At 54.5% G+C, this 26,301-nt stretch carries 21 protein-coding genes; 10 read left to right on the top strand and 11 right to left on the bottom strand.

The window, feature by feature from the left end; all coding sequences use genetic code 11:
• Positions 1-69 precede the first annotated feature (69 nt).
• Both V2154_RS09540 and V2154_RS09535 read left to right on the top strand, forming a co-directional pair.
• Complete coding sequence (locus V2154_RS09540; RefSeq protein WP_353502023.1) at positions 70-453, top strand: YebF family protein; 384 nt, start codon at positions 70-72, stop codon at positions 451-453.
• A 922-nt stretch (positions 454-1,375) separates the two neighbouring features.
• Positions 1,376-3,448: a TonB-dependent siderophore receptor gene (locus V2154_RS09535; protein WP_353503967.1), complete on the top strand. Its 2,073-nt coding sequence runs from the start codon at positions 1,376-1,378 to the stop codon at positions 3,446-3,448.
• A 3-nt stretch (positions 3,449-3,451) separates the two neighbouring features.
• Here the strand turns inward: V2154_RS09535 and V2154_RS09530 are convergent, their stop codons facing one another.
• From V2154_RS09530 to V2154_RS09515, 4 genes are all read right to left on the bottom strand, one after another.
• A complete protein-coding gene (locus V2154_RS09530) occupies positions 3,452-3,781 on the bottom strand; it encodes a hypothetical protein (RefSeq protein WP_353502022.1) in 330 nt (109 codons plus the stop codon).
• Between the two features lie 23 nt (positions 3,782-3,804).
• Positions 3,805-4,920, bottom strand: coding sequence for an ABC transporter substrate-binding protein (locus V2154_RS09525; RefSeq protein ID WP_353502021.1), 1,116 nt, complete (start codon positions 4,918-4,920; stop codon positions 3,805-3,807).
• A 275-nt stretch (positions 4,921-5,195) separates the two neighbouring features.
• Positions 5,196-7,043: a putative phage tail protein gene (locus V2154_RS09520; protein WP_353502020.1), complete on the bottom strand. Its 1,848-nt coding sequence runs from the start codon at positions 7,041-7,043 to the stop codon at positions 5,196-5,198.
• Between the two features lie 303 nt (positions 7,044-7,346).
• Entirely contained in the window at positions 7,347-7,898 is a 552-nt protein-coding gene (locus V2154_RS09515; protein WP_437341999.1) for a GNAT family N-acetyltransferase, read from the bottom strand.
• A 148-nt stretch (positions 7,899-8,046) separates the two neighbouring features.
• Here V2154_RS09515 and V2154_RS09510 point away from each other — a divergent pair, with 148 nt between their 5' ends.
• Complete coding sequence (locus V2154_RS09510; RefSeq protein ID WP_034790355.1) at positions 8,047-8,313, top strand: YjbD family protein; 267 nt, start codon at positions 8,047-8,049, stop codon at positions 8,311-8,313.
• A gap of 49 nt (positions 8,314-8,362) precedes the next feature.
• Here the strand turns inward: V2154_RS09510 and V2154_RS09505 are convergent, their stop codons facing one another.
• Both V2154_RS09505 and V2154_RS09500 read right to left on the bottom strand, forming a co-directional pair.
• Positions 8,363-9,982, bottom strand: coding sequence for a rhodanese homology domain-containing protein (locus tag V2154_RS09505; RefSeq protein ID WP_353502019.1), 1,620 nt, complete (start codon positions 9,980-9,982; stop codon positions 8,363-8,365).
• Positions 9,975-10,598, bottom strand: coding sequence for a cysteine dioxygenase family protein (locus V2154_RS09500; protein WP_353502018.1), 624 nt, complete (start codon positions 10,596-10,598; stop codon positions 9,975-9,977). Before V2154_RS09500 ends, V2154_RS09505 begins: the two co-directional genes overlap by 8 nt.
• A gap of 192 nt (positions 10,599-10,790) precedes the next feature.
• Between V2154_RS09500 and V2154_RS09495 the strand changes: the two genes are divergently transcribed.
• The 3 genes from V2154_RS09495 (at position 10,791) to V2154_RS09485 (ending at position 13,902) form a co-directional block, all read left to right on the top strand.
• The gene (locus V2154_RS09495) at positions 10,791-11,711 is read left to right on the top strand and encodes a LysR family transcriptional regulator (protein WP_353502017.1); all 921 of its coding nucleotides are present in this window, start codon (positions 10,791-10,793) and stop codon (positions 11,709-11,711) included.
• Positions 11,712-11,851: 140 nt separating this feature from the next.
• The gene (locus tag V2154_RS09490) at positions 11,852-12,949 is read left to right on the top strand and encodes an LLM class flavin-dependent oxidoreductase (RefSeq protein ID WP_353502016.1); all 1,098 of its coding nucleotides are present in this window, start codon (positions 11,852-11,854) and stop codon (positions 12,947-12,949) included.
• An 11-nt stretch (positions 12,950-12,960) separates the two neighbouring features.
• The gene (locus tag V2154_RS09485) at positions 12,961-13,902 is read left to right on the top strand and encodes an ABC transporter substrate-binding protein (protein ID WP_353503965.1); all 942 of its coding nucleotides are present in this window, start codon (positions 12,961-12,963) and stop codon (positions 13,900-13,902) included.
• On the opposite strand, the gene V2154_RS09480 is transcribed toward V2154_RS09485, so the two are convergent.
• The 4 genes from V2154_RS09480 to V2154_RS09465 all read right to left on the bottom strand — a co-directional run bounded on the left by V2154_RS09480 (position 13,903) and on the right by V2154_RS09465 (position 18,729).
• Positions 13,903-15,393: an MDR family MFS transporter gene (locus V2154_RS09480; protein ID WP_353502015.1), complete on the bottom strand. Its 1,491-nt coding sequence runs from the start codon at positions 15,391-15,393 to the stop codon at positions 13,903-13,905.
• A gap of 163 nt (positions 15,394-15,556) precedes the next feature.
• The gene (bioD, locus tag V2154_RS09475) at positions 15,557-16,243 is read right to left on the bottom strand and encodes a dethiobiotin synthase (protein ID WP_353502014.1); all 687 of its coding nucleotides are present in this window, start codon (positions 16,241-16,243) and stop codon (positions 15,557-15,559) included.
• Positions 16,244-16,449: 206 nt separating this feature from the next.
• Positions 16,450-17,670 (bottom strand): sugar metabolism global transcriptional regulator Mlc, encoded by a 1,221-nt coding sequence (gene mlc, locus V2154_RS09470; RefSeq protein ID WP_353502013.1) that lies wholly within the window; start codon positions 17,668-17,670, stop codon positions 16,450-16,452.
• Between the two features lie 153 nt (positions 17,671-17,823).
• Positions 17,824-18,729: a LysR family transcriptional regulator gene (locus V2154_RS09465; protein WP_353502012.1), complete on the bottom strand. Its 906-nt coding sequence runs from the start codon at positions 18,727-18,729 to the stop codon at positions 17,824-17,826.
• A gap of 192 nt (positions 18,730-18,921) precedes the next feature.
• Between V2154_RS09465 and V2154_RS09460 the strand changes: the two genes are divergently transcribed.
• Together V2154_RS09460 and tus are read left to right on the top strand one after the other, a co-directional pair.
• Positions 18,922-20,157: an MFS transporter gene (locus V2154_RS09460; RefSeq protein WP_353503964.1), complete on the top strand. Its 1,236-nt coding sequence runs from the start codon at positions 18,922-18,924 to the stop codon at positions 20,155-20,157.
• A 139-nt stretch (positions 20,158-20,296) separates the two neighbouring features.
• The gene (gene tus, locus V2154_RS09455) at positions 20,297-21,250 is read left to right on the top strand and encodes a DNA replication terminus site-binding protein (RefSeq protein ID WP_353502011.1); all 954 of its coding nucleotides are present in this window, start codon (positions 20,297-20,299) and stop codon (positions 21,248-21,250) included.
• Positions 21,251-21,723: 473 nt separating this feature from the next.
• On the opposite strand, the gene fumC is transcribed toward tus, so the two are convergent.
• A complete protein-coding gene (fumC, locus tag V2154_RS09450) occupies positions 21,724-23,118 on the bottom strand; it encodes a class II fumarate hydratase (protein WP_353502010.1) in 1,395 nt (464 codons plus the stop codon).
• A gap of 268 nt (positions 23,119-23,386) precedes the next feature.
• Here fumC and manA point away from each other — a divergent pair, with 268 nt between their 5' ends.
• Both manA and V2154_RS09440 read left to right on the top strand, forming a co-directional pair.
• Positions 23,387-24,562 (top strand): mannose-6-phosphate isomerase, encoded by a 1,176-nt coding sequence (gene manA, locus V2154_RS09445; RefSeq protein WP_353502009.1) that lies wholly within the window; start codon positions 23,387-23,389, stop codon positions 24,560-24,562.
• Between the two features lie 160 nt (positions 24,563-24,722).
• Positions 24,723-26,276, top strand: coding sequence for a YdgA family protein (locus V2154_RS09440; RefSeq protein ID WP_353502008.1), 1,554 nt, complete (start codon positions 24,723-24,725; stop codon positions 26,274-26,276).
• The last annotated feature ends 25 nt before the right edge of the window (positions 26,277-26,301 follow it).

Raw genomic sequence — 26,301 nt, 5'->3', positions numbered from 1 at the left:
TTTACATCGGATTATCAACGTAGTCTATAAATCGCATGATATCTATGCACAGACTGCTCAGGAGAGAACGTGGTAGGAAATAAAAGCAAAGTGGTGTTAATCGGCATGATTTCAGCCGTGTTTATTATCATGGTGGTGATGCTCGGCACGGTATACCTGTACCCAATGTGGATGCAGCGCACCACGCCAGAAGCCTGTAAAGACATCACCGCGCAGAACGCCATTGACAGCGTAACCCGCGATTTTATGCAAAACCGCATCCCGAACTGGGGCAACGATAAAGACTATATCGGCACCGCCGTGCCTGTTCTGTCGTTTGTCAGCGATAACGTGAAGGATGAGAAAGGCACTTACCGCGTACCCTTCACGGCTAAAGGCGCGAGCGGCGAACTGAAGTATGTGGGGCATTTTAACTGCACGAATCATTACATTAAGTATGAGAGCGTAGATTGAGTTTGGGCTTGCAGCCCAATCCCGCAAATTCAAATTCAAAACCGTGGGCACCGGCCCACACCGGCAAGGGGGCGGCCAGTCGCCGCCGCCCCCTTGACCCCCGGGCTTTTTTGCCGCTGGAAGATCGAGGCTTCGCAGGGTCGGAATGGACATATTCCAGCGGCCACGATGATCGCCGCGAAGTGCCGCCGCTTAGGCGGTTCCCTCAGTTCGGGTCTCGAGCCTTTGGTCTCGAACCACTCCCTCGGCGTCACTTCTGAATGCGGCCTACTGGCTTTTTAAACCGAACCGTTTCAGTGGGTTTTATCTTGCTCCCTCTCCTTTTTAAGGAGAGGGCTGGGGTGAGGTTTGCTGCATTTAGCGCTGAATTAAACCACTCCTCATCCCTGCCTTCTCCTCTGAGAGGAGAAGGAGCAAATCCAAAAAACTATATGAAACGGCACGGGGTAAATGCTAGTAGGTCGCGTTCAGAAGTGACGCCGAGCAAGAGGTGGAAAACCGCGAGTCTTTTTTCGCGGGTTGGAATCCCGCAGTGAGGGAACCGCCTAAGCGGCGGCACTTCGCGACGAACACTGTGGTTGCTGAAACATGTTCATTCCAACCCTGCGCAGCCTCGATCTACCAGCAGCAAAAAACGCAGGATCCCAAAGGGTTTCGTTCAAAACCCTTTGGGCCAGTGTGGGCGGCGAGCCCACGGTTTTGACCTTAAGGCCGGTGTGGCGGCAGCGCACGGTTTTGACCTTAAGGGTCGCAACCCCAAGCCCCCCGTCAACACGCCTCTTCACAACATTTTCCTGATGCACATCACACAAATGTTAATTAGAATGCAAACCGTTATCATTTGCATTTCAGGGAAAATCACGTGTCTACTCATAAAAAGAACCACTTCGCTACAAGCGGGTTTAAAAAATCCGTACTAGCGCTGGCTGTATTGCACTGCTCTCCACTGCTGGCGGCGACTGACAGCGCTGCGCCAAAAGAGGATACCCTTACCGTCACCGCCGATAACCCGGCCTACTCCACGAACTACAGTACCAGCGAGGCTTCTGTTGCTGGCAAAAGCAAAACGCCGATTAACGACATCCCGCAATCGGTAAGCGTCGTCACGCCGTCGATGATTAATGATTACCAAATCACTTCGCTGGACGAGGCGATGAAATTCGTCAGCGGTGTGGCGCAGGGCAACACGTTGGGGGGAATTGAAGACGGGTTTGTTAAACGCGGATTTGGCTCTAACAGCGATGGCTCAATCTTCCTCGACGGCGTGCGCAGCAATCAGGGGCTGGGATTTAACGCCACCACCGACCATGTCGAAGTGCTGAAAGGCTCAGCCTCCCTGCTCTACGGCATCCAGAACCCCGGCGGGATCATTAACGTGGTGAGCAAAAAGCCACAATATGACTGGAACACGCGCCTCAGCGGCAGCACCGGTGGATTTGGGGGAGGAACGGGCGGGATTGATGTCACTGGCCCGTTGGGCAACGGCTTTGCTTTCCGCATGATTGCCGAGCGCCAGTCGGAAGACTACTGGCGAAACTTCGGCAAAGACCAGCATAGCCTGCTGGCCCCTTCCCTGAGCTGGTATGGCGAAAAAGCCAGTTTCAATATCAGCTATCAGCAGTACAAATATGATATCCCTTATGACCGTGGCACCGCCTTTATTAACGGCAAGCCGCTGGATATCCCCTATGAGCGCCGTCTGGATGAACTCGCTAACCACGCCTGGGGCACCAACAAACGGCTGAACACTACGTGGGAATATGAGCTGAATTCCGACTGGAAAACGCGCCTAACCTACGGCTGGATGCAGCGCCGCTACGACAGTAACGAAGTTCGCGCCACCGCCGTCAATGTGGATACCGGCATTGTGTCGCGCCGCGCCGACGCCAACCGGGGCTTCAACCATCAAACGGATTACACCGCGTGGGACTGGATTGGCACCCCGGAAATTTTCGGCATGACCCATGACGTGCTGTTCGGGGTGGATTACGAGAAGGACGAAACCTACAAACAGTACTCCTATCGCGGCAAAGGCAATAATCCGCTGAACATGTACGACCCGGCGTATGGCGTTGAACCTATCACCAACGCCAGCACCTACAGCGACGCGCAGAGCAACCTGCGCAACACCTTGTTTAACAAATCGGTCTACGTCAAAGACAGTATCCATCTGACAGACCAGTGGATCGGCGTGCTCGGCGGGCGCTATCAGCATTACAACCAGAAAGCCTCCAGCGGCTTTATCAATCCGACCGAAACGCTGGATAACAGCGATAACAAATTCCTGCCGCAGCTGGGGCTGGTGTATAAGCTGACCGACGATTTATCCTTCTACGGCAGCTACAGCCGCTCCTTCACTCCGTCGACCGACACCGACGATGACGGCAATGTCGCTCAGCCGGAAACTGGCACGACCTATGAAGTCGGCACCAAATGGCAGGTGTCACCTCGGGTTGACGCTACGCTGGCGCTGTACCGTATTGATGAAAAAGATATGTCAGTGTTTATCAACGGCGTGACGCGTAGCATTCCGAAAGCGCGTTCTAGCGGCGTGGAGCTGGAAGTGAATGGCGAAGTGGCAAAAGACTGGAACCTGAGCGCCAACTACAGCTATGACAAAACGGAGATCACCGAAGATATTAACTCGGCCAACGTAGGCAACCGTCTGGTGAACGCGCCGACGCAAATGGGCGGGCTGTATTTGAGTCACACCCTGCGCTGGGTGCCGTTACAAGGGGATGTTCGCGTGGGCGGTGGTGCGCGCTACGTGGGTAGCCGCGCGGGTGACCCGGAAAACAGCTTCACCATGCCGTCTTATACCGTGGCGGATGCGTTTGTCGCTTGGGATACCCCGCTGTTGGGTAAACATACTCAACTTAAGCTGAACGTTAATAACCTGTTTAATAAGGAATATTACACGTCCAGCGCGGGGAATTTACGGGTTATCGAGGGCGAACCGCGCAACGTGGTGCTGTCCGCGGTGGTCGATTTCTAAAGATTATTTCTTCTTAGTTGCTGCAATTAAGGTGTCAGCGTTAGTGATGTGTACTTTATGTTCGCCAGTGCGCTCATAAAGACAGAGTTTTCGCTCACGCTGCACCTTATTGTTTTTGCTCGGAATAGTTCCTTCCAACAACAGCGCCGAACCGACGTTGTCCTCAAAAAGCACGATATCTCCCAAGGGTTTCACATTCTTCAACCCGCTGGCTTTGATGCAGGCGGCTTTGACATCGGCGTCATGCTGCGCCCAGGCATCCGAGCTTGAGGCCAAAGCCTGAGTTGAGAGTAAAAGTGCGCCAGTCAACAGCACCAATGATAAAGACTTCATAGTAACTCCTTGTAAATTAACTTCTACTTGGCCGGAAGTTGGCTCCAGTAGGTGCCGCTAAACGGGATCGGCAAGAACTGATCATAGATGGCTTTGACGGTTTGTTGTGGGTCTATGTCAGCAAAAAGTTGCGGATAGAGCGTTTTGGCGAACACTTCCACATCCACCATATGATAAGGGCTAAGGTAGAAATTATGCCAGACGCTGTAAGCGCGGCCATTTTTGACTGCTTGTAAATTGGCAAGCAGCGGCTGCTGGTCCATCACCTGCCGGAAGCTGCTTTCGGCCTGCTCCTGCGACACCAAAGGCCCGAGCTGGATATTCCCTTGCGACTTGCCGTCCGGCGTGCCCATTCCGGTACTGATATAGACATCAGGATTGGCGGCGATCACCGCCTCCGGGTTCATCTGGCCATAAACGCTTTTGAAAATGCCGCCGGCAATATTGTCGCCACCGGCGAAGGCCACTAAGTCAGCCAGATTGCCATGTGAAACCGTGGTGCAGCAGGTCTGACGGCGGCCAAGCTGGAGTTGCAACATCACGGTGGTTTTCTTGCCGTGGTAGCCCGCAATCCGCTCTTTAATCAGGTTCATATGTTGCTGGTAGAAGGCGATAAAGCGTGCGGCTTTCTGCGGGTTATTCAGCACGTCGCCCAGCAGTTTGATGCTCGGAATGGTGTAGTTGAGCTGGTCGATGCGCAGATCGACGTAAATCACCGGAATGCCTGCCTGCGTCAGGCGGCCAAGCATTTGGTCTTCGTCAGTCGGCGTTTTGGCGTAGCGCGGCAAAATCACCAAGTCAGGCTTTAGCGCAATCACTTTTTCCGCGTTGAACTGAGTGAAGTTGTTTTTGCCCATTTGTGGAATTTGGGCGATTTGCGGGAAGGCTTTGACATACAGCTGCCAGCTTTGCGGGTCAAGGTTCTGCATATCCCCCGGCCAGCCGATAATATTTTTAGCCGGATTGCCATCCTCGACCAGCGCCAGCGTGTAGAGCATCCGGCTTTCCCCCACCACGATGCGCTGCGGGTTGTCGGGCACTTCTACAGTTCGGTTAGAGATATCTACAACAGTTTTAGCACTGGCCAGCGCCGGGGCTAATAGGCTGGCTAGCAACAACATTCGGCAGGTGATACGCATAACGTCTCGGGATCAAATGGGCAGGGAAAAGATGATAATGATTATCGTTAAATTCCGCAATTGACTCTCATCTGGGTAAGCTTTCTTGAGTCCGGCCGCTGAGTGTATTTGGGGTTCACGCGGCATACGGCAGCGCCGCTCTGCTCATGACATAGCGGGCGGAGATCGGTAGCACCAACTTGGATCATCATTGATCAGCAACCGATCCTTCTTCAGATTAGCGGCGAGGTAGAGGCCTGCGATGAATAAGACCTATTCTTCGCAGGCATTGGCGGTTAGGGAAGCGTAATATTTTGCTGCAAAATCACATTATCAGCGGGTACAGGCTGGGCAATGACGGCGGTGCTTTTCAGCCGATTATTCACGGCGATCAATGAGCTGGTCGCGGGGTTAAAGGCCGTGAAGTCGAGGCGGCTATTGGTGAAGACTGAGGCAAAAATGTTGTACTGCGCCGCCCCGCTCCCCTGCCACGTCAATAACCCGCCATCAATCCGGCAGCTATCAAAGGTCAGTTGGGTCGAAGAAAGCAGGATCGGCGTGCTGGTCACATCACCCACGAAGTCGCAGCGCACAAAGCTCAGCGGCGCGGTGCTGGCGAACGGATGCCCGTTGATCCCTTTGAACACCGTATCAATAAAGACGATCGGCGAGGTGACGTTGACCCTCACCACCGGCGCTTTGTCATCCAGCAAAGAGAACTGGCACTGCTGAATCACATTCTTGCGCGCCGAGCGCCGCGACACCTGACTGATCCTCAGCGTGCGATCCGCCGTACAGCCCGTCATGTGCAGACCATCGACATTGACCCACAACATGCCGGACTGGGGAATTGCCGGGTCGGCGATCACCACCACGTCTTCCAGCGTCAGTTCGCTCACGCTGGACTGCGCCACAAACCACGGGCAAAGCTGTTTGCGCACATTAATGCGTTTAGCGCTGCCGCCCCAGGTTGCGCCGGAGTTGGCGAAGGTCATCAGCCCGGAGTTGCCGGTGTAGGTCAGGTCATGCTCATACTGGCCGTGGGTGACGAATGGCCCCTTTTCGGCACTTTGCCCGTTGGCGTGGCAGTTTTCTACCAGACAATAGGCCGAGCCGGTGAAGTCATTTAAATGCCGCGCGTTGGCGACGTTGCAGTCACTGACGTGGCCGTACAGACAGTAAATTTGCTGGGTCAGATAACCCGCGCCGCCGTAGGCGGTGTTCGGCGGGTTCATCAGTGAACACTGTTTGGTGAAGTAATAGGTATTCCAGCGCCGCATCACCACCGGCCAGAAAGAGCCAGTAGAGTGAATGCCCTGCACGTTGGCATAAATGGCGTATTCAAAAGCCACAGGATGGCTGCCGGTCAGCTGGTCGGTGCCGGCACCGATAAATTGCAGATTTTGCACCGTAACGTGATGAACTGGCTCAACCTTCTGCCAGCTAATCACCCGCCCCGGCTGCAGTTCCCAGCCGTTGGCATAACCCACCTGAATATGCGTTGGGTCGATAATGGCGATCACTTTCACCAACTTTTGCAGCTCGCGCTCGGCAGAACCCTTGATGGCTTTGACTTCGACGGCGAACCAATCCCCCACCTTAAATTGCGTGGAGTCACCGACCGGGAAGATATCCGTCAGTTCGGGCAAGGTATTGGTGAGTGTGAAGGTGATGGCCGAGCCGACCAGTCCGCCCTGAAAGAACATTACGGCGGCAAAGGGATCGTCTGGCCCGGTAGGCTCAATGCCGTGGGTATAAAGGGTGTGATTTTGGAAGTCGAGGGTGATGTCTGAACGCGTAAAACGATGTCGGCGCTGAAACAGCAGGTCGGAGTAGGCATAAATCTGGCTGAACGCGGCGTCATTCACTAAGGCATCGAGGGCATCATCGGCGGGGATAGTATTATCAAAAATGCCGAAGGTGCGGAAATCGCCCACATCCTGATCGAGCAGCAGCCAGCGCCCGCTCGAGCTGTGGACCGAGCCAATTACCGTGCCCTGATTCACCGATTTACTGCTTGGCGGGTCCCAATAATAGTGCCCGCCGCCGCCGTCACCCGCCGAGTAATAGCCTTTTACAAATACGTTCATATCTTCTTGTGGATCTTGGTTTTGCAATTCAGAAATAGTATTGAGCGTTTTCATAGGGATTCCTTATTGATGTTTGGAGTGAGCACCTCTACGTTTTCAAATTTCTCGCTTCGAGGCGATGATGCGTTGATTGCTGGTCCCTGACACAACGGTAATAGCCGTGCGGCAGCTGAAAACGGGTAGCAATGAGGCTCCCAGAGGGTGGTGAGCCTGGCGAGGGATGTGCAGAAGATAATGCAGATCTCCTGTCACGGAGAGTATTGCAAGGGTGGAAGTTAAAGCGAAAAAACCTAGTAAATTTAGCAGGGTATGGCGTTACGCCTTCAGTCGCAGGGGGAGAAGGCGTGAGTTGGAGGATTAAACGGCAGGTGAAGGAAGCGTCACATCGCCCTCCCCTAATTCCAGCTGAAGCAGCACGGTGTCCACCCAGCGGCCATGCTTAAAGCCGACGCTTTTTAATGTACCGATGGTCTGGAATCCCAGCGATTGATGCAGGCCGATAGACCCTAAATTCTCGCTATTGCCAACGTTGGCAATCATCTGTCGCCAGCCACCCTCGGTGGCGCGGCGGATAGCTTCCTGCATCAGCCTTTTACCAATGCCCAGCCCCTGCTGCCCTTCGGCGATATAGACCGAACTTTCACAGGTAAAACGGTAAGCATAGCGCGGGCGATAAGGTGCCAGATAGCAGTAACCCAACACCTGCTTATCCCGTTTGGCGACCAGATAGCACATATTTTGGCTGAGCACTTTTTCGCGGCGAGTGAGCATTTCGTCAAGCGTCGGCGGCTCAGTTTCAAAAGAGGCAATGCCATGGATCACGTGGTGAGCGTAAATCGCCTGAACCTGAACCATGTCGGCTATGGTTGCATCATGCAGAGTGATGGTATAGCGCATTAAAACAGACATGTTTTGTTCTCTCAGAAGCTAACATTTTCATTGTTAAACAAAAGAATATGCTTGCAGTGTCGAATTGGATAATAAGTAAATCTTATAGATAAAAGGGGCTGAAAAGGCGCTACACTGAAGGTCACTTTCCTCACACGGATGCAGCACAATGAAAAGACTTACCCAGCAAGATATGACGGAAAGCGAACAGCGCGAACTTAAAACGCTGCTTGACCAGAGCCGTAAAGCTCAAGGTCGTGATCTGACCAATTCAGAAACCAACCGCATCAAAGACAATTACATTGATAAATTGATGGAAGAGAAAGAGAAAGTTGCCGCTAAAGCGCGCGCCGAGAAGCGTCGTCTGAAAGCTGTACCCAGCTCGACGGCAACCTACGACTGGACCGCCAGAACGCATCCACGCGGCCGTCGTTGATTGACATTTTGTTTACAGGGCTCAGTGATTGAGCCCTGATTCTTCCCCGCTAAGCCTGTAATAATTTAAAGCCGTGAGTCCCGTCCTTCTCCAACTGCGCCACTAAACCATACTCCCAGTCCAGATAATCCTGCATCGCCTGCGGGCTGACGTCGGTGCCCTCATAGGGGCGACGGTAGCGATCTTGCGCATTCACAATCCACACAGAGTCGCCGAGCTCCAGCGGCAGACCCGCATCAATCCAGCCCACCGTGCCTTTTTGCAACAGATAGGCCGGAGAGCCAGTGAGCGCCGCCACTTCGGTGACAGCGTAACGTGCTAACAGCCCGCTGGTGCAGGTGACTACCCAGCGTGACACCGCCGGATGGCGGCGAACCGCCTGAGCGATATTGGCGCGAGTGGTCCACAACGCGCCCGGAATGCGGCGATTGCGGAAGTTGGCGCTGGTTGTCAGGTCAATCACGCCAGTACTCCCCTCCTCCAGCCACTGCTGTAGCTGGGCGGGCAGCACTTCTTCGACAGCCGGAGCCGCCGCCGTTTTCGCCTGCCAGTGACCCTGCTCGGTGAAATCCGCCCCCGCGGCGTCAAGCACCGCGACTTCCCAGTTCATCTGTGCCAGCCAAGAGGCCGCCAGCTCGGCGCGCACCTGCTGATCATCGGCCAGCACAATCCTTGCGCCGCGCACGCTGGCGTAGTGGTCAGTTTCTTGCACTAATTGCCCGCCGGGCACGTGGCGCGCACCGGGGAAATGCCCCGCCGCGTACTCTTCCGCCGTGCGCACGTCGAACAGATACAGCGTGCGGGAACTGTCTTGCTGCCATTCGGCCAGCGTTTCGGCTGAAATGTATTTCACCCCGGCGCGACGGGCTACGTTTTGGGCACTCTTTGCCGCCGCCTGTTTTGAAGAGAAACTCAGCGGCGGGAAGCTGGCCTGCTGCTGATGTGCCAAAGTCTGCCCCGCCAGCGTCCAGCCGATAGTGCCGTTACGCAGCGCCGCCACCGGATTAGGAATGCCCGCGTTGATCAGCGACTGGGTACCAATAATGCTGCGGGTGCGTCCGGCGCAGTTGATAATCACCTGCGTTTGCGGGTTCGGCACCGCGTCGCGCAGGCGCAGGACCAGCTCGCCGCCCGGCACGCTGACGCCGTTGGGAATGCTCATGGTGTTGAATTCGTCGAAACGCCGTACATCCAGAATAGCGATGTCCGCCCCTTGCTGTTGCAGCGCCTGCACCTGCTCGGCGCTGAACGATGGCGTGTGGTAGTGGTGTTCAACCCACTCGCCGAAAGCTTTGCCCGGCGCGTTCACATCAATAAAGATTTCGCCGCCCGCTTCACGCCAGCCCGCCAAATCCCCGGCTAACAGCGTAATATCGCGATAACCCAGCGCCTTGAACGTCGCCAGAGCGCGGGTGGTTTTGCGAATCCCCTGCTCCTCATCCCAAAACTCGCCGTTGTCGTACAGAGTGATGGGCGTGTTGCGGCGCGGCAGGCGATCCAGTGCTTCTATCTCCAGTTTGGATAATGGCAGATTGACGGCAAACAACGGATGCCCGGTGGCAAAGGCGGCCTCTTCGCGCAAATCGATCAGGGCAACTTCTTGTTGATTGAGCAGCGCGTCGCGCAGTTCGGCGAAATGACGTAAGGGCGTGGGCGAAGTTTTAGTCATGTTGTTTCTCTTTCAATAGATGTTGCTCTTTCGACAGGTCCCAGACATTAGGCAAGGTGCGATTGGAGTAACCGGAGATAAAAGTTTTTTGCTGGCCGTCCGGCAGGTAAACCGCGCGCGACACCGCGCCAATGTTGCCACCGTAAACGTGAATACTGACCGAAACCTGGTCGCTAAACGCATTGCTGACTTGATGAATATCCAGCTCGGACGGGGAGATTTTCTCGACGGCTCCCGGCGTTAATCGCACCGGCTGGCCTTCTGGCACCAGCTTCCCCAGACCGTTTCGCACATAGTTTTGGCTAATCTCTTCGCCGCGCAGCATGCCAATCAGCCCCCACACGCGATGGTCGTGGATTGGCGTGATTTGGCCCGGTCCCCAAACAAAGCTCACCACCGAAAAGCGCGACAGCGGGTCGGCATACAGCAGATATTGCTGGTAATGGTCGGGATGCGGCACGGCAAATTTGTCATCCAGCCAGGCGTCGTTCGCCACCAGTTGGCCCAAAAGCTCCGCCCCCTGCGCCAGCACCTCCTGCTCCTCGTGCGGCTCGCTCACTAATCGCGTGAGCGACGCCAAAAACTCCCGTAACGGCGCGTAATGTCGAATTGTCATAATTGCCTCTTAAGATAAGCCCTTTTTGCAGGCTAGCATCGCCACTGACCAAGCAAAATTCATTTTATGGATAAGCTAATATGCAAATCACACATAAAAATGTGCTGTGAGTGCCGACTTAGGGCCACGATTTGCTTTATGCTGGACTGATTGTCGTCTTCGAAGACGCGACTTAAAGGGACTGCTCCACTTATGAAAATAGAAGATCTGACGGCATTCGTCGCAGTGATCCGTCTGCAATCCACCCGCCTCGCCGCCGAGGAGTTAGGGCTGACCCAGCCCGCTATCACCCGCCGGGTGCAGAACTTCGAGGAATCGCTGGGCATCGCGCTACTCAATCGCCAAACCAAACCCCTCAAGCCGACATTAATGGGTAAACGCGTCTTTCAGCAGTGCCGCAACATTCTTCGTGAAGTAGAAGCCCTGAGCGATTTGGTGGCGGCGGATCACCCGCCGTCTGGCCTGCTGCGACTGGCCGTGCCGCAAAGTTTGAGTGAAACCAGCCTGCTGCCGGCGCTGAAAATGTTGTCTTCCGACTTCCCGCAGGTGCAGCCGCGCCTCTCCAGCGGCTGGGGTGAAGAGCTATTGCTCCGAGTTCAGCGCCAAGAGCTGGAAGCCGCAGTGGTGCTGTTCCCCGCCAGTAAGCAGTTCCCTTCCGGTTTGGAAAGTCAGGCACTTGGCTCGGTGGACTTGGTAGTGGTTGGGCCGAATGACCCCAAGGTGCCGCCACTGCGTAAGCTGGAAGAAGGCTATCAGCGTGGCTGGATTTTGAATCCGGAAGGCTGTGGTTTTCGCGCCGCGCTGCAACGCGCCCTGACGGAACAAGGGTTGCCGCTGCTGCTGAATCTCGAGGCGTTTGGCGTCACCTTGCAGCTGTCGCTGATTGCCGAAGGTCGCGGATTAGGGCTGATGCCTCGCGCCTTGGTCGATCGCCACGCCCTGCGCCCGCAGCTGCAAATTTACAGTTTGCAGGACTTCGCGCCGCGCAGCCAGCTGTGGCTGGTGTACCCGAACGTGCCCGCCAGCCAAATTCCGGCCATTGACGCCTTCGCGGCGGCCATCGCCCAAGGGCTGGACCTCGCCCCTCTGGCTGTCGATCAGCCGCAGGCATAATATCCAATCCTTTTAATGCACAATTTTTATATTAACTTATGATAAAAATTAATTTCTAACATAGTAAAAGGCTGTCTAAGGTAATACGCTCCTGCCATCGCCTATGCGCTGGCAACTTATGCAACCAGGAGTGACAGCCCATGAGCGTGCAATTCATTGGTATGATCGGCCATCGTTTGGCCTCCGAAATAATTCCCGCGACGGGGCCAATATTCGATAAGAAATATATCGCCGACTTCGCCAAAGCCCACGAGGATGCGGGATTTGACCGCATTCTGGTGGCTTACGCCTCCGACCAACCTGATGCCTTTTTAGTCACCGCGCACGCGGGAGCTAACACTTCCCGTATCCACTTCCTGTTAGCCCATCGCCCCGGGTTTGTAGCCCCGACACTTGCGGCGCGAAAGCTGGCGACCCTCGATCACCTGCTCGACGGCCGTTTAGCGGTGCATATCATCAGCGGCGGTAGCGACGCCGAACAGCGCCGCGACGGCGACTTTGTGCCGAAGTCCGGCCGTTACGCACGCACCGACGAGTATATCGATGTGCTGAAAAACGAGTGGTATTCGGTCAAAGGCTTTGACCATCACGGGGAGTTTTATCAGGCGGAAAACGCCTTCTCGGCCATCAAACCTTTCAATCAGCATTTGCCGGTGTTCTTCGGCGGTTCTTCGGAAGACGCCATCCGCGTGGCGGGCAAGCAGGCCGATGTGTTTGCCCTGTGGGGCGAGCCGCTGGCCAGCGCAGCCGAAACGGTACAGGCGGTGAAAGCCTCCGCCGCGCGCCATCAGCGCGAGATTGAATTCAGCATCTCCTTCCGCCCTATTCTCGGCCGTACCGAAGAAGAAGCCTGGGCCAAGGCCGAAACTATTCGCGAAAAAGCCGCCGCGCTGATTGCCCGCAACGGCCAGTCTCAGGCGCCAAAACCGCAAAGCGTCGGCGCCGAGCGGCTGCTCAACGCCGTGGCTCAGGGGGATCGCCTCGACGAGCGTCTATGGACCGGCATTGCCGGTCTGATTGGCGGCGGTTCGAACTCCACCGCGCTGGTCGGCACGCCGGAGCAGGTCTCCGACGCGTTGCTGAAATATTACGATTTAGGGATCCACACCTTCTTAATTCGCGGCTTCGACCCACTCAACGACGCAGTGGAATATGGCAAAGAGCTGATCCCGCTAACGCGCAAAAAAATCGCCGCGCGTCTGGCTCAAAAACACCCTCAACACGAATCGACGGTATAAAAATGACCATAATGAAATCATTGGGAAAATTGCTGGTTGCCACCACCCTGATGGGCAGCGTAAATCTGGCGTGGGCCGATGAAGTGACGCTGCGCGTCGCCGACCAGAAAGGCAATATGCGCGCCCAGCTGGAAGCGGCGGGAAAGCTGGATAACCTGCCGTACAAAATCGAATGGTCGGAATTCCCCGCCGCCGCGCCTCTCGCCGAAGCGCTCAACGCGCAGGCCGTGGACGTAGGGATCATTGGCGACGCGCCGCTGCTGTTTGCCGAAGCCGCCGGGGCGCAGGTGAAAGCCATTGCGGTGGATAAATCAGACGCCTACGGCACGGCGCTGCTGGTCAAGCCTGACAGCCTAATCAAAACAGCGGCGGATTTAAAAGGTAAAAGCATCGCCACTAACCGTGGTTCTATTGGTCACTTCGTGGCGCTGAAGGCATTGGCCTCGGCCGGGCTTTCCGCCAAAGATGTTACCTTCCGCTTCTTACCGCCGAGCGACGCCAAGCTGGCGCTGACGCAGGGTTCAGTAGATGTTTGGGCGACGTGGGAACCTTACACCGCCTTCGCCGAAACGCAGGATCATCTGCGGGTAGTGGTGAATGGGCGCGGACTGTGGTCTGGCAACAGCTTCCTGGCCGCCACCGATTCAGCGCTGAAAGATAACGCCAAGCGCCAAGCCATTACTGACTACTTGCAACGCCTGAGCGATTCGCAAGTGTGGGCCTATCAGCATCTGGATGAGTACAGCCAGCAGTTGGCAAAAATCATCGGCTTCCCGCTGCCTGCGGCTCGTCTCTCCTTCGAACGCCGTAAATCTTACTGGCAATCTATCGATGAAGAGACTCAAACCCAGCAGCAACAAACCGCTGATTTCTACCATGATCAGGGCTTACTGCCGGTCAAGCTGGAGGTGAAGAACACCTTCGACGAAAGCTTTAAGGTCAAACAGCCTTAATCACTGCCCTTCCCGCTGCGCCGCGCCCACCGGGCGTTCTCCCGCCGGAATTAATCTTCCGGCGGCGAGCGCAAACACCGAAATCACCGCCGCCACGATAAACACCCAATGCAGCGACGCCGCCACGCTGTCGGTGATCATGCTGAGCTGGGCGGAGTCGATATTGGCCCGCTGGCTTTTTTCCATCAACTGTTGCACCGGATCGCTAATATTCGGCAGGCGTTTTTCCAGATTAAGGTTCAAGGTTGCGCCAAGCAGCGCCGTGCCAATGGCCGACCCGAGCATGCGGGTAAACACCGTTGACGCCGTGGCAATGCCGCGGATCGCTGGCTCGGCGGCATTTTGCACCGAAACCAAAAACGTGGTGTTACACAGCCCCATCCCCGCGCCGATAGTTAAGGCCGCTAATCGCGCCCACCACAGGCCGGAAGATGGCGATAACAGCAGTAAAATCAGGCTGCCGCTGACCAATAGCAGACCGCCGATCATCGCCGTAGCGCGGTATGACGTCGCGTGCATAATTCTGCCACTCAGCATACTGGCCAACGGCCAGCCGATAGACATCAGCGCCAGCGTGGTGCCCGCCTCTAAGGGCGTTCCGCCCATCACCCCCTGCACGAAGGTCGGCAAAAAGGCGCTAATGCCCATCATGGTGGCACCAATCACCAGCCCGCCAATATTCCCGGCGATAATCACTTTGCTCTGCCACAGGGCCAGTGGGAAAAGTGGCTCAGGAGCTTTGCGCTCTTGGCGAACCAGCAGCCAGCCGGTGAACAGCGCGAAGGCAACCAGCGCTAAGGCCCAGTAGCCAAAAGCCTCAGCTTGCAGCATGGCAAGTAATAGCGCGGCGACCGACAAGGTCAGATAAGTGGTTCCGGCCAAGTCCAGAATGTGCTGCTTGCGCTGGCTTTCCGCCGGTAAAAAGCGCCACAGGATCGCCATGGCTAACAGCCCTAAAGGCACGTTGACCCAGAAAATGACCGCCCAGTGGAAATGCGAAACGATAAACGCGCCGAGCAGTGGACCGGCAATCGCTGAAACGCCCCACACGCTAGCAAGGTAGCCCTGCGCCTTGGCGCGCTCCTGCGGGCCATATACATTAGCAATCAGCGTGGTGGCAATCGGGGTGATCGCTCCGGCGCCCAGACCCTGTAAGGCGCGGAAGCCAATCATCCACGGCAAAGACGGCGAGAAGCCACAGAGCACCGAGCCAATCAAAAACAGCGTAGTACCAATGAAAAACACCTTTCGGCAGCCGTATAAATCTGCCAGTCGGCCATAAATCGGCACGGTGATCGCCTGAGTCAGCAGATAGACCGCAAACACCCAGCCGAGCAGCGAGAACCCGCCCAAATCGGCAATGATGGTGGGCATGGCGGTCGCCACAATGGTGGCTTCGACTGCCGCCATAAACATCGACAACATGCAGGCGATCAGGATAAGGGGGCGGCGCTTGTGGCTGACTAAGGGGACGAAAGCAGTCTGATTCATAGGCTTAATCTGTTGTTCTTATGTTTCAGTCGAGGATGAATTTTGCAGTATATCAGCGAGATTGCGGGAAGGTTTATCGGTCGCGTGCTAACGAAATTGAAAAAGCCCCGCCGGATGAGAGCCATCCGGCGGGGCGAAAAGTGGTCACTTTCACTGCAATGAATCAGGCAGTCTTGCTATGACCAATAGGCAGCAGGGATAAATCGATATATTTCGCCATATCGCGAGATTCAGCGCGCGGTAAATAGGGAATTTCCCCCAGCAGCGGCGCTGAAATATTATGGCTAATGGCATCAATTGTTTGCTGATAATGCGCAAGGCAAGGGTTAATACGATTGGCGACCCAGCCCGCTAACGATAACCCATCGGTATTAATAGCCTGAGCACTTAATAAGGCGTGGCTCACGCAACCCTCTTGAATACCCACGACTAAAATAACCGGAATATTTTCCAGACGAACCCAATCAGAATAAAAACGATCGGGGGTGATCAAGGTTCTCCAGCCATCACAGCCTTCAACCACCACAATATCACCGCCCTGACGCATAAACTTCAGGCCAGAGGTCATTATTTCAAACACATTATCTGGCGTATTACTGGCATAAATATCTTCATCTAACAGTGCCAGCGGCGTTATTTTGTCATAAGGGTAAGAAATAGAAGATGAATTTTGCAGTATCACGGCATCTTTATTTCGAATGCCATCTGCCAGTTCCTGACTCCCTGTCGCAATCGGTTTATAGCCCAATGCGCAGTGCCCCTGCGCGGCTAAAGCCTGTAGCAAAGCACGCGTCACGATGGTTTTACCTACGCGAGCGTCCGTACCCGTGACGAAAAAGTGCGTTAACATGGAATGTTGGCTCCAGGATCTTCCGTTTAACTGAGGATTTATCTCCGGCGAGTGCGCCTGAGACAATGTACAGGGGAAAGTCTAGGCGATACCAATCGATAACGATTTGCGTTAGCGCAATGTTTTGTCCACTGGCAAACAGAAGTTTGAATTTAGGATTTTTATTATATTGGCGGGAAACCTACAAGGTTAATTCATACCAATAATTAACCTTGTAGCAGTTGAATTAACAGAGAGCCGTTATACAGCGCGTCTTTGACTAATGCCGCGCCCGGCATGGTGCCTTTGTTATAAAACTCAGTGGATTCGAGTTTTATATTTTCGCTATAAGCCGGCAGAGACTGCTGTTGAATGCAGGACATTATTGCCGGATGGAGAATTTCTTTGGCAAAATTAAGCGGCGAGCCGATCAATATTTTCTCAGGATTAAACAAGTTAACCATGATGGCGAGGATCCGCCCTACGCTATGGCCGACATTAATAATTACATCGCGGGCCAGCTGGTCGCCGCGATTTGCCGCGTCGCATACCGCCTCAATTGTCAGCGGAATTCCCTGCAGGCTGGAGTTGACCGCCTGAGTTAATCGCTGGCGAACCAACTCAAGAATATTATCAGTGCTGGCGACGGTTTCGAGACAGCCGTGATTGCCGCAATAGCAGCGTTTGCCGTAAGGATCGACCTGCGTATGGCCCATTTCCACCACGCTGCTGCTACCGCTGTGTAGCACTCGGCCGCCGGTGATCACCCCTGCGCCGACATTGTGGTCGATAACCACCTGAATCACGTTTTGACTACCGCGAGAGGCGCCATATAAGGCTTCGGCCATGGTCCAGGCGCCAATATCATGCTGCACGAAAACCGGCAGGCCGGTATGGGCTTCCAGCGCTGCGCCGAGCGGCATTTCATCGACGTCGGCGTAAAACGGCATGCGATGCACCACCCCTTCCCGCGCATTGATCATGCCGGGCAAGGTAATCGCGATGGCGGTGAGGCGCTCTAGTTTGCGCTGGTGACGGATAAAGAATTGATCGATTTCAGCGACAATGCGCTCAAGCAGAGGTTTATCCGCCGCGGCGGGCAGAGCCAGTTCTTCTTCAACCACCAGTTTACTGCTTAGATCACGCAGCCCGAGGGTAATTGCCCCTAAGCTGATGCGCGCAGAAAGGTAGTGCCAAGCATTAGTGTCGAGCACCAAGCCGATAGCAGGACGCCCGCGACTGCCCGGCTCCTGAAACTCAGTTTCTTGCACCAAATGAGCTTGTAACAGTTCACGAACAATCTTGGTAATACTGGCGGGGGCAAGCTGCGCTTTTTTCGACAGCTCGATACGCGAAATGGGTCCAAACTGATCTATCAGCCGGTATACGGCACCGACGTTCGTTTGCTTTATTTGATCAATATGCCCAGGCTGCCCATCAGGGATCACAGAAAAAACTCCGTTATTTTTCGCGCTTCAAAATAAAGATTAATGGCTATGGTGGGGTTTTTGCTATATGTCGTCAACTATTTGATTCGTTATGTGATTTGGTGCACATATTGAATTAAAACCCTTTAAGAATTGACTGTAAAAACAGCGGTTTCACGGATTTTTATCCTGCATCATAAGTTTCATAAAAGCGGTCGCTGGCGCACTGAGCTCGCGATGACGGTGATTGACCATCCAAACCTGCGTGTTTCCCTGCTGCTTGCCGAAACGCAAATAGCGCACGCCGTCCACCTGAATGCGCAAATAAGCCGCAGGTAAAATCGACACGCCCAGCCCCGCCGACACCAGACCTATAATGGTTAATGGCTCGCCCACTTCCTGAGTAATAAAGGGCGTGATGCCGTGGGAACCGAGCAAGGCGCGAATATCGTCATACATCGATGTTCCCGAATCCTTGGAGAAAAACACAAAAGGCTGGTCAGCCAGGTGCTGAAAAGTCAGCTCACCTTCAGGAAGGTTCACCAGCGGATTGTCCTCATGCACCACGGCTACCAGCGACTCAGAGAGCAGCAGTTGATGGTGCAAAACCTCCGGCAGTTGGCGATTACGCATGATCCCAAGGTCGATCCTTCCTTCCAATAAAGGTTCGATCTGCTGGGTGCTATTCATCTCTTCTATCCGAATGTTCACTTCGGGATATTGCAGGTGAAAGCGTTGAATAGTGCGCTGAACGCGACGCAGAAACGGCGCGGAAGAGGTCAAGCCCAGCGTCAGATTGCCGGCAATCCCCTGATGGATTTTCGACGCTTGCAGCGAAGCGTCTTGCACCCGGCTGATGATCTGGCGCGCCTCTTTTAAGAACGCCTCTCCGGCTTGGGTCAGGCTGACATTCCGATTATTGCGATTAAGCAGCTTAGCCCCAATCGTGGCTTCAAGTGATTGAATCTGCTGACTTAGCGGCGGTTGCGAAATATGCAGGCGCTCCGCCGCGCGGCCAAAATGCAGCTCGTCGGCAACAGCAATAAAATAGCGTAAATGGCGAAGTTCAATGTTATTCATAATTATCCATTGAGAGGTTTAACGTCTTAATCAACAGAGATTAATATATTAGACAAAAGATGTCCCACTGATAAAATTTTTACATCTTTTTTGTATTAATTTGGCTCTCGCTAAGGAAACTCAGTGAACATCGCAGGGCGAAAAACCGCCACTCTCAATGAAGATCGGCTGTCAGTTAACGATGACGACTTAATGCCGGCCACACCGACCACTCCTTTAAGCAAAACACCTTTTATTAAACGTGGCACGCCGCAGTTTATCCGCGTGACGCTGGCGCTGTTCTCCGCCGGTCTGGCAACTTTTGCCCTGCTCTACTGCGTTCAGCCGATTTTGCCCGTGTTATCGCAAGAGTTTGGCGTGTCACCGGCGGCCAGTAGCCTCTCTTTGTCAGCCTCAACCGGATTAATGGCCATTGGCCTGTTGTTCACAGGCCCGGTGTCCGACGCCGTGGGGCGTAAATCGGTGATGGTGGTGGCACTGATGCTTGCCGCAGGATGTACCCTGATTTGCGCCTTTATGCAGAGCTGGAACGGCATCTTGGTGATGCGGGCACTGATAGGCCTCTCCCTCAGCGGCGTGGCCGCCGTCGCCATGACCTATTTAAGCGAAGAGATTCACCCGAGCGTGGTGGCCTTTTCGATGGGCCTGTATATCAGCGGTAACTCTATTGGCGGCATGAGTGGCCGACTGGTGACCGGCGTCTTGACTGATTTCTTCTCCTGGCGGGTGGCCGTCGCCGTGATTGGGCTGTTTGCTTTATGCTCCGCCATTATGTTCTGGCGCATTCTGCCCCCTTCCAAACACTTTAGGGCCAGCTCGCTGAAGCCTCGCAAACTGGCGATCAATTTCAAACTGCATTGGCGCGATAGCGGCCTGCCGCTGCTGTTCCTCGAAGGTTTTCTGATCATGGGTAGCTTCGTGACCATGTTTAACTACATTGGTTATCGCCTGCTCGGCACCCCTTATCATCTGAGTCAGGCGGTGGTTGGCGTGCTGTCAGTGGTGTACTTGATGGGAACCTATAGCTCACCGAAAGCGGGCGCGTTGACCGGGGTTTATGGTCGCGGCCCTGTCCTGCTAGGGTCAATCGGCCTGATGCTGGTCGGCATTCTGATCACCGCTTTGCCCGCTGTCTGGAGCATTTTCATCGGCATGGTGCTGTTCACCGGCGGGTTCTTCGCGGCCCACTCGGTTGCCAGTGGCTGGATCGGCCGCCGCGCGCGCCGCGCCAAAGGTCAGGCTTCATCACTCTATTTATTCTCCTACTACGCCGGTTCCAGCGTGGCCGGGACCTTGGGCGGATATTTCTGGCACAGCTTCGGCTGGAATGGCATCACCACCTTTATCTGCCTGATGCTTGCCGTCGCCGTGCTGGTCGGTTTCCGTCTGATGCATCTCGCCGAATCTAGACAAGTCGCCGTTAAGTAACTTCCTCCATCTAAGGGCGTTCGCGCCCTTTTCTTTCTGCCAGACAAAATTTCCTCAACCTTAAAAACGTCTCAGAAGATGAGTTGTGCACCTTTTCACTTTTCGACTATATTGTATGTTGTAACTAAATGGAGGCGGTATGGCGAATTACGACCTAATTGGGCGAATGAACAGTTGTTTCAATGAGTTAGAACTGGCACTTGGCGATCTCAGCCGTTTGTTAAAGCAGTTGGAGCTTATCCAGGCGCGGGTTTTCAGCCTGCCGGAGATCGCCAAAGGCGAGGAGCACAACCCTGCCGACCGTATTCAGGTGACGCCTTACGTCGGTGAAGCCGCGCAGCAGCTGGCGCTGCAGCATTTCCAGAATCTGTTTATTCACCATCAGGGGGAGAATGTTAGCAGTAAGTCCGCCGTCCGCCTGCCCGGCGTGCTGTGCTATGCCGTTGATGCTGCAGAACATCAGGCCGCCCTGCTGTTGATAGAGGAAGTGAATAAGCTGAAAGCCGAGCTGGAACATATTGTTACCGTGGAATCCGGTCTTGCCCGCGAGCAGCGTTTTGAATTTGTGCACACTCACCTGCGCGGTCTGATTACCTTGAATGCCTATCGCACGATTTCTTATTTGAATGACCCGGATTCAGTGCGCTTCGGTTGGGCGAATAAGCACATCATCAAGAATGTCAGCCGCGATGATGTTCTGGCCCAGTTAGACAAGAGCCTGAAAGCCGGTCGCTCGGTGCCGCCTTACAGCCGTGAGCAGTGGATGGATAACGTCACTCGTGAAATCAATGACGTAAAGCGCATTCCGGAACATGCTATTTTGAAGATTAAGCGCCCGGTAAAGGTCCAGCCCATCGCCCGCGTGTGGTATCGCAATAGCCAGAAGCAAGTTCAGCACCCCTGCCCACTGCCCCTCATCGCCCTCTGTTTGAAGTCACCCAATGTGCAAGTGCCCAAGCTTGGCGAGCTGCATGATTACGATGTGAGTGCCGTGAAGCACAAATATAAGCCCGAAGCGCAGTCGCTGAACTTGCTAATAAAGCGGCTGCATTTATATACGGATTGGTCGGCTGATCAAGTTGTTGAGAGCTGAGTTTAAGCTACTGAGTTTGCTGCAATACCCCCTCCCAGCCTCCCCCTTTTCAGGGGGAGGAGCAAAGACCAAACCTACTGGAACGGTTGTGCTGAGGCAAACCTCACCCCAGCCCTCTCCTTAAAAAGGAGAGGGAGCAAAGTCAAACCCACTGAAAAGGCACGGTTGAGAAGCCTGTAAGTCGCGTTCAGAAGTGACGCCGAGCAAGAGGTGGAAAACCGCGTGTTATTTTACGCGGGTTGGAATCCCGCAGCGAGGGAACCGCCTAAGCGGCGGCACTTCGCGACGATCACTAAAGTGCCTGAAACACGTCCATTCCAACCCTGCGCAGCCTCGATCTCACAACAGAAAAAACGCAGGGTTCCAAGGGAGGCGCGTTTACGCCTCCCTTGGTCGGTGTGGGCCGACGCCCACGACCTTGAATTTGAAGTTGAATTTAAAAAGGGGCCCCAAAACTGCCCCAAGTTTACAACCTACTTCATGCTCCCCACCATATCCTCCGGCTTAACCCACTCGTCGAACTCGGCTTCGGTCAAATAACCCAGTTTCAGCGCAGAGCCTTTCAAGGTTAGCCCCTCTTTGTGCGCTTTTTTGGCGATTTCAGCCGCTTTGTCGTAACCGATATGGGTGTTGAGCGCGGTAACCAGCATCAGCGACTCGTTGAGTAGCTGGGTAATACGGTCGCGGACGGGTTCGATGCCTACGGCGCAGTGCTCGTTAAAGCCGCGCATGCCGTCGGCCAGCAGGCGAATGGATTGCAGGAAGTTGTGAATGACCATTGGTCGGAAGACGTTCAGCTCGAAGTTGCCCGACGCGCCGCCGATGTTGATCGCCACGTCGTTACCCAGCACCTGTGCGCACAGCATGGTCATGGCTTCGCACTGGGTTGGGTTCACTTTACCCGGCATGATGGAGCTGCCCGGCTCATTTTCAGGGATGGAAATCTCGCCTATGCCGCAGCGCGGGCCGGAAGACAACCAACGCACATCATTGGCGATTTTCATCAGCGACGCCGCCAAGCCTTTCAACGCGCCGTGGCCTTGCACCAGAGCGTCGCAGGTCGCCAGCGCTTCAAACTTATTCGGCGCGGTGACGAACGGCTGTTTAGTCTCTTCGGCCAAGGCTTTGGCGACGCGCACCGCGTACTCAGGATGGGTGTTCAACCCTGTACCAACCGCCGTGCCGCCCAAGGCTAATTCTGCAATGTGCGGGATACTGGCTTCGATATGCACCATGCTGTGGGCCAGCATTGCCACCCAGCCAGAGATCTCTTGGCCGAGCGTCAGCGGCGTGGCGTCTTGCAGGTGGGTACGGCCAATCTTGACGATATCTTTGAAAGCCTCGGATTTCGCCGCCAGCGTCTTGTGCAGCTCTTTCAACTCAGGCAGCAGCGTTTCGCGCAGCTCAATGACGGCGGCGACGTGCATCGCCGTCGGGAAGACGTCATTCGAGCTTTGGCTCTTGTTCACATCATCGTTCGGGTGAACCTTGCGCCCTTCTCCACGCTCGCCGCCGAGGATCTCGCTTGCCCGGTTAGCCAGCACTTCATTCATGTTCATGTTGGTTTGGGTGCCGGAACCTGTCTGCCAGATAGCCAGCGGGAATTCGGTAGGATGCTTGCCAGCCAGCACTTCGTCGGCGGCGGCAATGATCGCATCAGCGCGCTCTTTCGGCAGCAGGCCCAAATCCAGATTGACGCTGGCCGCTGCGCGTTTGGTCTGCGCCAGTGCGTGGATCAGTGCCTCAGGCATCTTTTCGGAGGAAATACGGAAGTGCTCGAGAGAGCGCTGAGTCTGTGCCCCCCAGAGTTTATCAGCCGGTACATCGATAGGCCCCATTGAGTCCTTTTCAGTGCGTGTTGCCGCCATAATATTTCTCCTAATTACGTTTCTGGTGAAATTTAATATTTATGCTTTGCAAAGGTTTACCGCCAGGAACTGCCACGCAGATCTTCTTTAGGCGACTCGTCGAGTATAGGTCAGGCATCGCGTTTCAGAATCGCTAATTGATAATTTCTCGCATTTACAGCACTTTTTCATCATCAGGAGTTGCTTAACCGCCCGCGCTCATTGTTTACTACGCCACAGTAATTTTCTTCACATCATCCCCTGCATAACGGGGATTTCAGGACGAAATATGCAAAAAATGAACAACGGTGTACAAAACTACGCCTGGGGCAGCACCGACGCATTGACCCACCTTTATGGCATTGCCAATCCTGAAGGTAAGCCGATGGCTGAACTTTGGATGGGTGCTCACCCGAAAAGCAGCTCCTACGTTAAAGGAAGCGACGGTCAGGAAATCGCCCTGCGCAGCCAAATTAGCGCCAACCTGGAGCAAGAGCTGGGGGCGAAAGTCGCCGCGCGTTTCGGCGAGCTGCCTTTCCTGTTTAAAGTGCTTTGCGCCGATCAGCCGCTGTCCATTCAGGTTCACCCAAGCAAGCGTGCGGCGGAGTGTGGCTTTGCCAAAGAGAACGCCGCCGGTATCCCGATTGATGCCGCCGAACGTAACTATAAAGACGCCAACCATAAGCCTGAGCTGGTCTATGCCTTGACGCCTTTCCAGGCGATGAATGGTTTCCGCGAGCTGCGTGAAATTGTGTCGCTGTTGCAGCCGGTTTCTGGCGCTAACCCGCATATTGCTGAATTCCTGACGCACCCCGATGTAGAGCATCTGCGCACCCTGTTCGCCAGCCTGCTGAGCCTTGAAGGCGAGGCAAAGTCTCTGGCGCTGGGCGTGTTGAAATCGGCACTGAATAACCAGAAAGGCCAGCCTTGGGACACCATCCGCAGCATCAGCGAATTCTATCCGGACGACAGCGGCCTGTTCTCCCCTCTGCTGCTCAATGTCATCACCCTCAAGCCGGGCGAAGGCATGTTCCTGTATGCCGAAACGCCGCACGCCTATCTCAACGGTGTGGCGCTGGAAGTCATGGCGAACTCGGACAACGTGTTACGCGCAGGTTTGACGCCGAAATACATTGATATCGCCGAGCTGCTGGACAATCTGAAATTCACTGCTAAACCTGCTGGGGAGCTTTTAACCTCGCCGGTGGAAAAAGGCGCTGAGCTGAGCTTCCCGATCCCAGTCGAAGACTTTGCTTTCTCGATTCACAGCTTGTCACCTGAGCCACAAACGCTGGCGCAAAACAGCGCGGCGATTATCTTCTGTATTGAAGGTCAAACGGTGTTGGAAAAAGGTGAAGAGACGCTGGTGCTGAAGCCGGGGGAATCTGGTTATCTTTCCGCCAGCGAATCGCCGGTTGAAGTGAGCGGCAACGGCCGAATTGCACGCGTGTTTAATAAGCTTTGATGCTGAACGTGATGTAATCAAGCAGTAAATATAAGTAGGGGTTGAGGCGAAATGCTTCATTTTTGTGAAAAATTTGCCATTGACGCCCCACTTACACCACAATAAATCGCGCCGTAAGGCGTTTTTTATTTCGGGACATTATCTAAGGATGAACAGAACTATGAAAAAATCGTTAGTCGCTGTAAGCGTCATTGTGGTACTTGGCGCGGCCTGGACAGGCGTCTCGTGGTATACGGGCAAAATGATTGAGCAGCATATGGCTGAAGTGGCGACCAACGCGAATAGCCAGATCCAATCCTCTTTCCCGAAAGCCGGGGTTAACGTCTCCTATCAAGACTACCACCGTGGGCTGTTCAGCAGCCAGGTGCGCATCATTCTGAAACCTGATGCCGCAGCCGCTGCTGCTGGCACCAGCGCGCTGAAAACCGGTGATGAAATCTCCTTTATCGAAACTATCGATCACGGTCCCTTCCCGGCAGCTCAGCTGAAAAAATTCAATCTGATCCCAAGCATGGCGTCAGTGCACAGCGAACTGGAAAACACCGCCACGCTGAAACCGCTGTTTGACGTGACTAAGGGCAAGTCTCTGGTGACGGCCGATACGCGCGTTTCCTATAACGGCGACAGCTCTTCAGCAATCAACTTCATCCCGGTTGATTACGATAAGAACAACAGCAAGTTGCAGTTCGGCGGCGCGGACATCAATGTCGCAGTGGATAAAGAGCTGACCAAGATGAAGTTGGATGCGAAGAGCGACAGTATCGCCATCACTTCTCAGAACCAGTTCGGCCAGCAAGAAAAAGTGACCCTGAACGGCTTCTCTTTGGATAGCGACACCAATCAGGGCGCGTCTAAAGTGGGCATCGGCGATCAAAACCTGACCATTAAGCAAGTGGCTGTCAATGTTGATGGCAAAGACGCGGCTTCTTTGGATAACTTCAAGCTGGTCAGTAAATTCAGCGAAGAAGGCAGCAATATCAAAGGTCAGCAGGATTACACCATTGATGCGCTGAAGATTCAGAATACCGATTTTGGCTCAGGTAAGTTGACGGTGAAAATCGACAAACTGGACGCCGCCGCGCTGAAAGCCTTCTCCGACAGCTACAACCAGCAGTCACAGCAGTTGCTGTCACAGGCTGGCGATATTGACCCGGCTGTCTACCAGCAGCAGGCGACCGAGCTGTTAGCCGCTAACCTGCCACTGTTGTTGAAAGGCAACCCAAGCATCAGCATCGACCCGCTGAGCTGGAAAAACAGCAAAGGTGAAAGTACTTTCACCTTGCAATTAGATCTGAAAGATCCGGCGGCCGGTTCTCAGGCACAGTCTGAAGATCAGCTGATTTCCCAGTTGGTGAGCAAGCTTGACGCGAAACTGAACATTCCACTGGCAATGGCCACCGAGCTGACCACCCAGACGGCGAAAATCGAAGGTTATACCGGCGATGACGCAGAGAAACTGGCTAAACAGCAGGTTCAAGGTCTGGCAGCTATGGGTCAGATGTTCAAGATCACCACGCTGAAAGACGACGCTATCTCCAGCAGCTTCCACTACGCCGACAATCAGGTTGATTTGAACGGCCAGAAGATGACCCTGCAAGAGTTCGCCGGTCTGTTTGGGATCTTCGGCGGCAACGCGGTTCAGCCACAAACCCAGGCTCCAGCAGCCTCCCCGCTGGCTCCACCAGTTGCCCCTGTAGCGCCTAATACGCCGTAATAATTGCGTTTGTTTAGTGAAAAGC

Origin of the sequence: Ewingella sp. CoE-038-23, from assembly GCF_040419245.1 — a bacterium.
Classification (GTDB): Bacteria; Pseudomonadota; Gammaproteobacteria; order Enterobacterales; family Enterobacteriaceae; genus Ewingella; species Ewingella allii.
This window is presented reverse-complemented; position numbering and strand designations above follow the sequence as displayed.